Here is a 12,939-nt window from a genome sequence, read left to right on the forward strand (position 1 = left end):
ATCCTCTACTTTCCCAAACATCTAGAATAATACTATCCTTAGTAGTTGGACTATTGAAAATAAATCCATTCCCTATTTAGTGCGTACGTTTTTATTCACTATTAAACGAATATTGGTTAATAATTTTTTCATTACCTTTCCTGTTATTATATAACAGAAAAAAAGGTAATGGATATAAGTACTTTTTTTATATATTTTATCCCCTTCATATATATTTTTTGTACTTAATACAATACTTAACGTAATGATATATATTTTCCCTAGTGTTAGCGACTTACTTACCACACGAAAGTGTAGTAAAGCCTGCAAGGATTTTCACTTTACAATTCACGATAACAAAAAATACACCAGTAAAAGCCTTATTCTATCTAAGCTTATTACTGGTGTATCTACTTTCAATAATACTTATTCTTCTGCTGTAAATCCAATATCGTCCATCTCTTCTATTGCCTTTGCGACACTGTTAGAATCTTCAATGGTAACTGTCTTATTCTCTAATTCTATGGTATGTGCTATCCCTGCATCTGTTAGCACCTTATCAATTCTACTTACACAATGGTTACAACTCATTTCTTTTACATGTAATTTTGTCATAATATAATCTCCTTTCTAAGTTTGATTCCTGTTTAGGACTCTGGGACCAAATCAAGAATATTAGTTCATTTTCTATCTAACTTGGCCTTGTGTATCTATAAAGTAAATATACAAAACTCTTAATACCGTGATTTGCTTCTTAGCTTACGTACTATGACTAAGATAACAATAGCGAAACATCTATAGTACTTCTTAGCGTGTACTAAGTAACCTAGGAATGCGAGGCAAGGATGCCGAGCAAGTCTGAGTTGAGGCAGGATGCTGAATCGAAGGCGCTTCCGTATCATTTGGAAACCTATATTGTACACACTTAGAAGTACTTAGATGTGTAGCGTGTTTTGTGTCATAGTACGTAAGCTAAGAAGCTTTCAAAACCTACATAGAGTTTTGCCTTCAATGTTAAAAACACAAGTGATCAATACCTACTTCATAACCTTTTGTATCGTAGATAATAGCTCATCAATGACTTCCTCATTTCCTTGACGGATATTATCTACCACACAGCTTTTAATATGATTACTTAATAAAACTTTATTAAAGCTATTAAGTGCTGCTTGTATAGCTGTTACCTGTGTAAGAATTTCTACACAATATGCTTCTTTTTCAACCATGCCCTTAATTCCACGAATCTGCCCTTCAATACGATTTAGGCGATTCATTAGATTCTTGTATTCTTTCTCATCTCTGTGTTTTGTTTTACAACTGCTACATTCTTTATTACACGAACACCCTTCGTCCATCCTAAGTCTCCTCTATATTTTTTTCAATCTTAGTCTAAGTGCATTACCAACTACACATACCGAACTTAAAGACATTGCAAAACCAGCGATCATAGGACTTAATAATGTCTGGTTTAATCCATAGAAAACTCCTGCTGCAACTGGAATACCAATTATGTTATAGAAGAATGCCCAGAAGAGATTTTCTTTAATGTTCTGTATTGTTAATTTGCTTAATCGAATAGACTTATATACATCACGTAAATCCGATTTCATTAATACAATATCTCCGGATTCAATAGCAACATCGCTACCACTACCAATCGCTACACCTACATCCGCTTGAACTAGAGCTGGTGCATCATTAATTCCATCTCCCACCATCATAACAACATTGTTTTCTTTTTGCAAGTTTGTAACAACTTCTGCCTTATCACCTGGTAATACTTCTGCCACAACTTCGTCTACATGAACTTGTTTACCTATATGTTTTGCAGTTAACTTATTATCGCCAGTTAGCATATAAACTTTAATACCTAACTTCTTAATCTGTTCAATTGCTTCTACACTAGTATCTTTGATTGTATCAGCAACACCAATAATTCCAGTTAGCGCACCATTAATTGCTACGAACATAGGTGTTTTTGCTTCATTTGCTAAACGATTTGCTTCTTCCTTATAATTCCCAACTTCAATTTTATAATCCGCTAAGATTCTTTCATTACCTATAATGATTGTAGACCCATTTTCAAAACTTGCTTCTACACCTTTACCACTTAAATTATTAAATTCTTTAAGATTATAATTTCCTGATTGTAAAAATGATTGAAGTTCTGAACTTTCTTTCTTTAATTCATCCGCTCTTTGTACCATTGCTTTTGCTAATGGGTGATCAGAAGCAGCCTCTACTTGTGCAGCTATTAGTAGTAATTCATCTGATTTGTAAGAATTACTTATAATATCAGTAACCTGTGGTTTTCCATTGGTAATTGTACCTGTCTTATCAAGTACAACTACATCCACTTTATGTGTTGTTTCTAATGCTTCACCACTCTTAATTAAGATTCCATTGCTTGCTCCAAGACCTGTACCAACCATAATCGCTGTTGGTGTTGCAAGACCTAAGGCACAAGGGCACGCAATAACCAATACAGAAACAAAGATCTTTAACACGAAAGCAAATTCATATCCAAGAATCAACCATATAACCGCAGCTACAACCGCTATAGTAATGACAGTTGGAACAAAATATCCTGCAACCTTATCTGCAATTTTAGCAATTGGTGCTTTTTTACCTTGTGCGTCTTCTATTAATTTAATAATTTTTGATAATGTGGTATCATCACCAGTTCTTGTGATTTCCACATACATTACACCGTTATAGTTAATACTTCCACCGATAACTTCATCCGAAACTTGTTTTTCAACTGGAATACTTTCTCCAGTTAACATAGATTCATCTACACTACTATTCCCCGATTTTACAACACCATCCATTGGTACTTTGCTTCCCGGTTTAATAACAACAAGATCGCCAACTCTTAATTGATCCACAGGTACTATTTCTTCCACATCATTTACGATTCTACAGGCTGTATCTGGCGTTAATTCTAGTAATTTTCTGATTGCACCAGATGTTTTGCTTCGACTTCTCTTTTCTAAGTATTTGCCAAGCATAATTAATGTTACTACTATAGCTGCAGATTCATAATATAGATTGTGCACTGCATGTTTATCTGTTGGAATCATAATTGTCATAACTAAACTGAATAGAAATGCACTGCTTGTTCCAATTGCAACAAGAGAATCCATATTGGGATTGCCCTTGAATAAGGTCCTAAATCCTACTATATAGAAATTACGTCCAAGATAGAGAATTGGAACTGTTAGTATTAGCTGTGCAATAGCAAAGTTTAATGGTCTTTCCATACTTATGAATTTGGGAACATATAATTCAAACGGTAGCATATGCCCCATAGAAAGATATAATAAAGGTATTGCCAATATAATAGCTCCTATCAAACGTTTCTTTGCAACTTGTAATTGTTCTTCTTCCTGTTCAAAAGATTGTTCTTCTTTATGCGCTTCTATATCTTTTGGCTCAAAACCTGCTTTTACGATCTTTTGTTTTATCGTTTCAATTGAAATTTGGTTTTCATCATATATAATACGTGCTTTAGCCGTAGTTAGGTTAACCTCGCACGTCTCTACACCTTGCTGCTTATTAACGGTACGTTCCACTCCACTGCTACAAGCAGCACATGTCATTCCATTAATTTGAAGTGTTACTTCTTTCATACTCACACCTATGCACCAGCATATTCCCTTTCATTTTTTGAAATTATAACTATTAATATACCCCAGTAGGGTATATTAATGATACAATATTTGCTTTTATCCGTCAACTTATTTTTTTTAGTAAAATTGACATATTTCCTAACTTCTGTATTTGTATTACAATAATACTATATATCAAAGTTTCGAAATTTATTTAAAGGCAATCATGAACTATATTTCACAAGTTATAATTTTCCCCGATTGAGAAAATATATTTATAACTATGGGAGGTGACTACAAATGAAATCCAAAAAAATACTAATAACCAAAGCAACACCAGGCATGATTCTAGCAAGAGATATTATAGACTTCTCTGGTCAAATGTTAGTGGCTAAAGATACAACATTAACAGATTGGATTATATCTAAATTACAGTTTTATAATATTCATAGCCTTGTGATTATCATTAATGAAAATGAGGAGATTGTTAAGACTACTCCTGATAAAGAAGAGGAAATCATATCACAAGATTCAAATCTTAACAGGATTCGTAATACGAAAGAATTCATTCAGTTCCAAAAAGAATTTTTCAACTTTGTAGAACAATTTCATAGAGGAATGGATGAAGTACTTACTCATAAAGCTCCTCTTAATGTACCAGGTTTACTTAGTACAACGAATAAACTCATAAGCACTTCAAGAAATGCTATTCATCTTTTTGATATGCTAAACTGTATGAGGAATTATGATGACTCAACCTATGCACATTGTTTGAATGTCTCTTTACTTTGTAATATCTTCGGCCAATGGATTCACCTTCCACCAGATGAGTTGGAAGTTCTTACTTTAAGCGGATTGTTTCATGATATCGGTAAATTAGAGATTCCTCAATCAATTATTATGAAGCCTGCTAAACTTACAGATAGTGAGTATAGACTGATGCAAAAACATCCCACACTTGGGTATGAATTACTAAAAGATATGAATATTGATAACCGTATTAAGAACGCTGCACTAATGCATCATGAAAGACTTGATGGAACTGGTTATCCTCAAAAACTAAAGGGCCCACAGATAGATGAACTGGCAAAGATTGTTGCTATTGCAGATGTCTATGATGCTTTGACATCGAAGCGTATCTACCGAGATCCCCTTTGTCCTTTTGAAGTGTTACATATATTTGAAGAAGAAGGCTACACCAAATATGATCCTAGTTATCTAATCGTTTTCTTTAATCAGATTTTTCAAACTTATGTACTAAATACGGTACGTCTAAATGATGGATCTGAAGGAAAAATCATAATGATTAACAAGGATGCTTTAGGCTCTCCTGTTGTACAAATAGGCGATAGATTCATAGATTTATCCAAAAACAAATCCTTATTTATTCAAGCGATTATATAAAAAATTAAAGCTGTTATCTTGAGAACACCACACGGTCATTTCTCAAGATAACAGCTTTATTTATTATTGATTAGCTTACTTTAAGTTTAAATTTCTTAATTGCTTTATCATCTTCTACATCTACTTTTTCCATACTCGCTCCAAGGCTTTGCATCTTACGTTCAAAATCCTCGTAACCACGTTCAATGTATTCAATTTGATCTACTATAGTAAATCCATCAGCAACTAATCCAGCTGTTACTAAGGCTGCACCAGCACGTAAGTCAGGTGCACTAACAATAGCTCCAGTGAATCCTTCTACACCAGTAATAATTGCACTATTACCTTCTACTTTAATTGTTGCACCCATACGTGCAAGTTCATCAACATATTTTAAACGATTTTCAAAGATACTTTCGGTAACAATACTTGTTCCATTGGATAATGCAAGTAATGTTGCAATCTGAGGTTGCATATCCGTAGGAAATCCAGGATAAGGTAAGGTTTTAACATGTGTATTACCTAAGCGAGTATCCGATTTTACTAATACAGCATCATCAAACTCTTCTACTGTAGCACCAATTTCAATAAGTTTTGCCGTAATTGCTTCAAGATGCTTTGGAATAACATTCTTAACAAGAACTTCACCTTTTGTTGCAGCTGCAGCTACCATAAATGTTCCAGCTTCAATTTGGTCAGGTATAATTGAATATTCTGTTCCATGTAATTTTTCAACACCTTTGATGCGAATAATATCTGTACCAGCTCCTTTGATATTAGCACCCATACTATTTAAAAAGTTTGCTACATCAACAATATGTGGTTCTTTTGCTGAATTTTCAATAATTGTTTGTCCTTCTGACATACAAGCAGCAAGCATAATATTAATTGTAGCACCAACACTAACCACATCAAGGTAGATATGATTACCAACTAATTTTTCTGCTTGAGCCTGAATCATTCCATATTCAATCTTTACAGATGCACCAAGTGCTTCAAATCCCTTAATATGTTGATCAATTGGTCTACTACCAATATTACAACCACCAGGTAAAGCAACTTGAGCTTTACTGTATTTTCCTAATAATGCTCCTAATAAATAATAAGAAGCACGAATTTTACGAATATATTCATAATCAATGTTTATACTATTTATTTGACTTCCATTAATCTTAACTACATGATCATTAACACGTTCAACTCTTGCTCCAATTCCTTCCATGGCTTGTAATAACACATTAATGTCACGAACATTAGGTAAATTCTCTATTGTAACTGTCTCATCTGTCATAATTGCTGCTGATAAAATTCCCAAAGCAGCATTTTTGGCTCCACCGATTGTAACTTCCCCATGAAGCGGTTTCCCACCTTTGATAATATATTGCTCCATCGCACACCTCTATTGTTTGCTATTCAACGCCGATAAAAACAAATATTTCGGCACAGTTTCCCATTCTTAAATTTCACACATATATGATTATACCATAAACTCTTGATTTGTAAATATAAGATTATTAATTGCCTCTACTAATCCTTCCGCTTCCATACCTTCTGCTTCAATAACGTAGTGACAATATTTTTCATATAATGGGCATCTTTCCTCATATAATCCTTGTAAATCTTGACCTTTTTTAAGCACCACACCCCTTTGCTTTATATTGCCAAGCCTTTTTCTTAATGTTTCATAGCTTAGCTTTATGTAAATAACCGTACCAATTTTTCTTAGATGTTCCATTGCTTCTTTTCCATAAATTACACTTCCTCCAGTTGCAATTACAGTCTCACTTGCTTCTATAGAGGCATTTACTTGGTTCTCAATTTCAATAAAAGCATCTAAACCCTCAGTCGCTATAATTTCATGTAATAATTTCTTCTCTCTCTTTTGTATCAGTAGGTCAGAATCAATAAACTGATAGCCTAAAACCTTTGCTAATATAACACCTGCTGTACTTTTTCCTGCTCCTGGCATTCCCACCAAAATAATGTTGTTCATCTTTTCCTCCAGCTTGTTTCTACTAGTATAACCACAATCAAAACTGACTATTGCTATTATCTGTTGTTAATAACTCTATTTTTTTCTATTTTCAAAGTATACAAATGAATCAATGGAATCCATAATATCTTTGAACGTATCTCTAGGTGCATGATCAATGTATTTTTTCAATATTTCATTTTGAGCATCCCCGCGATACCGTCCATAGAAAATATCGAATAGGTTATGACCGCGTACATAGGTCTTAATCAATTCCATATTATTTTTTAAATCATTTTTATTATTAATACGAAGATTAAAGTTTTTAATCAAGCGTTTTGTACTACCTAATTTATATAAATAATCTTTCCACTTGGTATAAAGAATATTATAAAACTCTTCTTCACTCTTCACAACACCTATTTTCGCCATTATCTTTGGATCAAGAAAATAATTTTCGAATGAATAGTATTTCAAAATTAATACATTCTTTGGTGTAACACGAGGTATTTTATCAACATCTTCTGCAGCTCTTTGGCTATAATAACTACATAATTGCCTTACTAAATGCTTCGGATTCTTACCATCACTGTCACGTATCATAAGGAATTGATCCTTTAGATATAATTGATTGATGTATTTTAAATTGGCATAGGTCTTAATGTTAGTACAGCTGTTTGTAGTAATAATGGAGATTCTTTGTAATTTCCCATCTTCATCATAGATTTCTGAATAATATTTTTCTAGAAGAAGCGGCAATCTATTGCTATCTTGCTTACCTTCCACTATAAATACAAAACTTACATTCATCAAATCGTTGGCAGTATAGCCAAGATCATCTAGAATCTCATCAATATCTGCATCTTCACGAATCGTTGTATAATGTTCTTCATCAAGAATAACTTGCTTAATCTGCTTTTGCGAGAAATTAAATATTAGATTTGGCGAGTGCGTAGAGAATATTACCTGATTCTTCTTCGACAACTGATATAATATCTCACTGGCTTGTTTTTGTAACTGTGGATGAAGATAAATCTCTGGATCATCTATCATTATAATACATGGAAGGGTATTTGGTTCGTCAATGTATGCCTGTAAAAGCGATAATGCATAGATGCTCTTAAGACCTTCGCCAAGCACATTGAGATTCCCCTCTGTACCATGTTCTTCATTATAGATTTCTGTCTCTATCTTTAACATATCTTCCACATTAAAATTAGCGGTATAGCGAACTTTCTGTGATACGCTACCATTTTGATAAAAGTATCTATTTACTTTATCTGAAAACTGTGTAAGATTCATATGATATAATTTATATTCTAGTAGCCTTACAACTTCATATATTGTCAAATCAGTTGGGTTCTTCTTTGATATTACACCAATACACTGAAAACAATTCTTGCAAGGCTTTGCTTGATCGAACATGCAGACATTATTTCTTATATTTGCTAACTCTTGCTTGTTATAAAAATTAAATACATCATTCTGAATCAAATTTGTATTCCTACTGTGATCAATATGATAAATCTTAGGGAATACGGCTTTTATATATGTATTATTCTTTTTCACACCATCATTGAACTTGATTACTCCATTTGGAGATATGATACACTCAAAAGACAAAACCCCTTCTTGAAAAGAAGGAAGTCTTGTCTTGAATTCATTCTCCCACAAATCATAACGTTTGTAGCGACTTACCAGACCCTTTTTGTGGAATATCTCTAAGTCTTCTTCTGTAAATTCTACTTTAATATCAATTAAAATTGGCTTGTCAGGTTGGGCAAAATTAGGTTTCGTCACAACATAATCACCTGTAATTGCACGTATCGCATCTAGGACAACGCTTTTACCTGAATTATTCTTGCCTATTAAAATCAAGGCATTTTCAACTTCATTGATGGTCATATCTTTAATAACTTTAAAATTACGAATTCTTAGATAGCTGATTTTCATTAACCTAACACTCCTATTCAATTATTTGCGTTTTTGTTTTTTCTTTGCTTTAGTAGGATTTGATTTCTTCACAGAATATCCAAAGGTTCCAAGTAGACTGCCTAAATCATAATACTCACCATGGGAATATACAATTGGATTCGACTTGCTAAGTTCTAACTTGCCTTTTTCATTCAATAATGAAGTATCAACTTGAATTGCCTCTACAGTAGCTAAGAACATATCATGAGAACCTAATTTAATAATTTCCTTCAGTTTACATTCTATGTTTACAGGGCTTTCTTTAATTCCAGGAGCACTAACTTTGCTACTCTCTTGGGTTGTTAATCCCATCTCTTTAAATTTGTCCACATCCCTACCAGAACGTACACCACAGTAATCCGTTGCTCTTACTAGGTCCTTTGTAGTTAGATTAATTACAAATTCCTTTGACTGTTCTATCATTGTATAAGAATGACGCTCAGGACGTACAGAGATGGATACCATAGGAGGATTCGTACAGACAGTACCTGCCCAAGCTACCGTAATAATATTCGGTTTTTCGTCTCCATTTTTACAACTTACCATTACAACAGGAAGAGGATAAAGCATATTCCCCGCTTTCCAAACTTCTTTTGACATATTAACAAACTAGCTCCTTCCATTTATCTCTGTATTTCAACTGTATTCTAATTAACATATACTAATTCATGCATAAGTTTAACTACTATATAAGATTGACATTTTAGTTTGAAAAGATTACAATTTTAATATCTATTTTAACACAACTGGATACATTTTTACATAAATATTTATATTAAAGAGGTGATAACATGGCTTCCAATTATTTAGAAATCGAAACAAACTCAGAAGACCTCCAGAGAAAAGTTCGTGAGGATATTCGTTTTCGAACGAATAAGTTTGTTTGGAAAGTGAAATTCAACACCCCATTAAACCCAAAAACTGTGAATAATATAAACCTATACGTTACCAATCAAAGTCAGATGGTTATTCCTTCTTCCATACGTTATGATGCATCTAATAACACTATTGAGATTGAACCACTAGAACCATATTCAACCACTGAAACATATACTCTCAACGTGACTACAAAGGTTCAGTCCAAAGGCGGTAAATACCTGCGCACTCCTATTAAAATTAATTTCAAAATGGGATAAATTGTACATCACTTCTTTTATATTTCAAACTATATATGGATACAATAACATCAGATTAACTAGCGACTAAGTCGAAGGAGGAAATCTATGAAGATTCGAAAGAAATGTTATTGTATCCTTATTTTTATTCTTTTATTATTTTCACTTTGCTCTTGTTCTAAAACCAATAAGAATAATGGCACCAATAATAACTTAAATGCCAATAATGCTCCTAGTACAGACAGTAATAACAACAATACCAATAATACTACTACAAATACCACTGAACCCCCCCAGCAAAACTCTACTCCAATTGGCACAAGAACAAATCCACTTCCTTTCAATACCACAGTTCTCTTTAATGGTAATGATACTCTATTTGATAAGTACCAAGCAGAACTTACATTATTAGATGTGGTTCGTGGACCAGATGCCCTTGCAATGGTATTAGATGCAAATGAATTTAACTCAGAACCTGCAGAAGGGAAAGAATACCTCTTAGCTAAATTTAAGATACGTGCATTATCCTCTGAAGATGATGCTATGATCGATATCAATAATGCTTCTTTCTCTCTTGTTAGTGAAGATGGTACTGTTTATGATTCATTTATCTCGATCAGTGATATTAATCCATCTTTAAGAGAGATGTATGCAGGTGCTACGATGGAAGGTTATGCTTGTTTTGAGGTTAATACAGACGACATAAATCCTTCCATTGTATTCTTAGAACGTAATAATAACGGTATATGGTTCTCTACAAATCCTAATACTAAATTACCTGAAGGTAGTACTGCATATGTTCCGGCCGAATCAATTCCTAGTCCCGATACGACATATGCTGAAATAGGTTCAAGGCTAAACCCAATTGCACTTGGAACAACAACCACTTTTGATGGCATGGATACCTTATTTGACACATACAGGGCCCAGGTTACGCTTAAAGAAGTCATTCGTGGTGACGCAGCAATGGATATTGTCGCTAAGGCTAACAAACTAAATGTGTTACCGGCTGATGATGAGGAATACCTCCTTGCTAAATTCGAAATTAACGCCCTTGAATCTCTTGACAATGCTAAGATTGAAATTAGCGCAGCTAACTTTGAATTAGTTAGCGAAGATGGTATTAAATATGATGACTTCGTAACTATTGCAGGTTTAGAACCTACCTTATCAGATATTTACCCAGGTAGTAAGCAAGAAGGTTATGCATACTTTTTTGTAAAGAAAAATGATCTAAACCCTAAAATAGTTTTTCTAGAACGAAATAATCATGGGTTGTGGTTTGCTACTAATAGATAAGTGATACTATAGAAGTACAAGCGATGAATTTTTAATTACCACTACAAAAAGCGGAAATATTCCAACCATCTATAATATGGAATATCTCCGCTACTTTTTTATTCGTATTGATTTTAGTGAACATCATCTATAAGTTTTAACAATTTATTGTACGTTTTTAAGTATGATTGGTAGCTTTCTTCGGTCGAAAACAGTTGTTCATAGTTTTCATAATTTTTGTAGATAGAATCTTCATCTAGTTCATTTTGTGTAACGATCAAAAAATCATCTGAGTCATAATCTAAAGGGAACTTAGCCAACGAAGGAGTTGTAAACATAAATACACCCTTGATAGTATCGCTTAAACATAAGATATACTCCTTATCACTTTGTAATATATTGTATCCTTCGTAAGTGAAAATACAGTTATTAGTTAGTGAAATGTCAAAAGGTTCATAAATGTAAATTTCATTCGTATTCAGATTCCCTTTTAGCGTTTTTATTATTTCGATTTTAGTTTTTATCGCTCCTGATAAAATTTCTCTCTCTGTTGGGACTTTTCCAATTACAATATATTTACTTTTATCGATAATATCTAATGAATCAGACATCTCTAAAAATGAACCATTAGAATACATTACATCTTCATAAGGATGGTATGATAGAGTTGGGGATAATTCTTTTAATGTATCATAAGTAAATGGATATATAGAGTTGCGTACATATAGGGCTACACAAATACCTATTGATAGTAAAGAAATAACAATTAATATAAATCTGTTTTTTTGTGACATAAATTTAATCTCCATTTTTAAATTATAGGTCTTTATTCTGTTCTCTGATTTAATTATTCTTTATTGTTAATATTTATTATTTTCCCTTGTCTGATTTCTAATATCTGATTAGAAAGAAGAGTAATATCTTCTTTGTGATGGCTAGCTATTAAAATGGTGGCCCCTCGCTTTTTCTCATTTAGAATTACATTATGTAAAATACGAATAGCATCTTCATCTAATGAGTTTGTAGGTTCATCTAAAATAATTAGATCAGGCTTTTCCATAAAAGCCTGAACAAGAGCTAGTTTTTGCTTCATTCCTAATGAATACTTTTTAACATTTTTTTTATCGTAGGGATCTAATTCGAAAGTTTTCATCCAATCAATAATATCCGCATTTGTAGCGATATCTTTTATATCTGCAATTATTTTCAAACATTGAAAACCGGTAAGATCCTCCCAAAATCCAGGAGTTTCTATTATTACACCGCAAGACCGTGGAAAATCAATATCTTTTGTTATTATCTCTTCATTAATCATAACATGTCCTGTGGTCGGTTTTATTAATCCGCATATAGCTCGAAATAACATTGTTTTCCCCGAACCATTTTTACCAATAAAACCATATATCTGACCACTTTCTAGATTGAGATTGATATTCTCTAAAACAGTATTTCCTTTTATTTTTTTTGTATAGTTTTGTATTTCGATATAACTCATATAGCCTCCTAAATAAATTCTTTTTTCTGTATAATAGGTAAACCAAATAATCCAATTATGAATAAATAAATTAAAGATTGAATTATCGCTGAAGAAAAGAAATAATTTATATTATAGTGATTAAAATAATAG

At 32.8% G+C, this 12,939-nt stretch carries 12 protein-coding genes; 3 read left to right on the forward strand and 9 right to left on the reverse strand.

What is annotated here, in order from left to right; genetic code table 11:
• Nucleotides 1–405 precede the first annotated feature (405 nt).
• From ACW2QF_RS12515 to ACW2QF_RS12525, 3 genes are all read right to left on the reverse strand, one after another.
• Nucleotides 406–594 (reverse strand): heavy-metal-associated domain-containing protein, encoded by a 189-nt coding sequence (locus tag ACW2QF_RS12515; RefSeq protein ID WP_455716340.1) that lies wholly within the window; start codon nucleotides 592–594, stop codon nucleotides 406–408.
• Between the two features lie 422 nt (nucleotides 595–1,016).
• Nucleotides 1,017–1,334 carry a metal-sensing transcriptional repressor gene (locus tag ACW2QF_RS12520; RefSeq protein ID WP_455716341.1) on the reverse strand — a complete coding sequence of 106 codons (318 nt, stop codon included), beginning with the start codon at nucleotides 1,332–1,334 and terminating at the stop codon, nucleotides 1,017–1,019.
• A 12-nt stretch (nucleotides 1,335–1,346) separates the two neighbouring features.
• The gene (locus ACW2QF_RS12525; RefSeq protein ID WP_455716342.1) at nucleotides 1,347–3,611 is read right to left on the reverse strand and encodes a heavy metal translocating P-type ATPase; all 2,265 of its coding nucleotides are present in this window, start codon (nucleotides 3,609–3,611) and stop codon (nucleotides 1,347–1,349) included.
• A 279-nt stretch (nucleotides 3,612–3,890) separates the two neighbouring features.
• Between ACW2QF_RS12525 and ACW2QF_RS12530 the strand changes: the two genes are divergently transcribed.
• A complete protein-coding gene (locus ACW2QF_RS12530; RefSeq protein WP_455716343.1) occupies nucleotides 3,891–4,994 on the forward strand; it encodes an HD-GYP domain-containing protein in 1,104 nt (367 codons plus the stop codon).
• A 70-nt stretch (nucleotides 4,995–5,064) separates the two neighbouring features.
• Here the strand turns inward: ACW2QF_RS12530 and ACW2QF_RS12535 are convergent, their stop codons facing one another.
• From ACW2QF_RS12535 to ACW2QF_RS12550, 4 genes are all read right to left on the reverse strand, one after another.
• The gene (locus ACW2QF_RS12535) at nucleotides 5,065–6,363 is read right to left on the reverse strand and encodes a UDP-N-acetylglucosamine 1-carboxyvinyltransferase (RefSeq protein WP_455716344.1); all 1,299 of its coding nucleotides are present in this window, start codon (nucleotides 6,361–6,363) and stop codon (nucleotides 5,065–5,067) included.
• Between the two features lie 87 nt (nucleotides 6,364–6,450).
• Complete coding sequence (locus ACW2QF_RS12540) at nucleotides 6,451–6,966, reverse strand: shikimate kinase (protein ID WP_455716345.1); 516 nt, start codon at nucleotides 6,964–6,966, stop codon at nucleotides 6,451–6,453.
• A gap of 75 nt (nucleotides 6,967–7,041) precedes the next feature.
• The gene (locus tag ACW2QF_RS12545; RefSeq protein ID WP_455716346.1) at nucleotides 7,042–8,898 is read right to left on the reverse strand and encodes an ATP-dependent nuclease; all 1,857 of its coding nucleotides are present in this window, start codon (nucleotides 8,896–8,898) and stop codon (nucleotides 7,042–7,044) included.
• 21 nt (nucleotides 8,899–8,919) lie between these two features.
• On the reverse strand, nucleotides 8,920–9,519 hold the full coding sequence (locus ACW2QF_RS12550) for a flavin reductase family protein (RefSeq protein ID WP_455716347.1): 600 nt from the start codon (nucleotides 9,517–9,519) through the stop codon (nucleotides 8,920–8,922).
• 191 nt (nucleotides 9,520–9,710) lie between these two features.
• On the opposite strand from ACW2QF_RS12550, the gene ACW2QF_RS12555 reads away from it, so the two are divergent.
• On the forward strand, nucleotides 9,711–10,055 hold the full coding sequence (locus ACW2QF_RS12555; protein ID WP_455716348.1) for an Ig-like domain-containing protein: 345 nt from the start codon (nucleotides 9,711–9,713) through the stop codon (nucleotides 10,053–10,055).
• An 87-nt stretch (nucleotides 10,056–10,142) separates the two neighbouring features.
• A complete protein-coding gene (locus ACW2QF_RS12560; protein WP_455716349.1) occupies nucleotides 10,143–11,333 on the forward strand; it encodes a hypothetical protein in 1,191 nt (396 codons plus the stop codon).
• A gap of 113 nt (nucleotides 11,334–11,446) precedes the next feature.
• Here ACW2QF_RS12560 and ACW2QF_RS12565 read toward each other — a convergent pair whose 3' ends face one another.
• Nucleotides 11,447–12,106: a hypothetical protein gene (locus ACW2QF_RS12565; RefSeq protein ID WP_455716350.1), complete on the reverse strand. Its 660-nt coding sequence runs from the start codon at nucleotides 12,104–12,106 to the stop codon at nucleotides 11,447–11,449.
• Nucleotides 12,107–12,159: 53 nt separating this feature from the next.
• Nucleotides 12,160–12,807 carry an ABC transporter ATP-binding protein gene (locus tag ACW2QF_RS12570; RefSeq protein WP_455716351.1) on the reverse strand — a complete coding sequence of 216 codons (648 nt, stop codon included), beginning with the start codon at nucleotides 12,805–12,807 and terminating at the stop codon, nucleotides 12,160–12,162.
• Nucleotides 12,808–12,939 lie beyond the last annotated feature (132 nt).

The sequence above is a fragment of the Anaerosporobacter sp. genome (assembly GCF_965301125.1).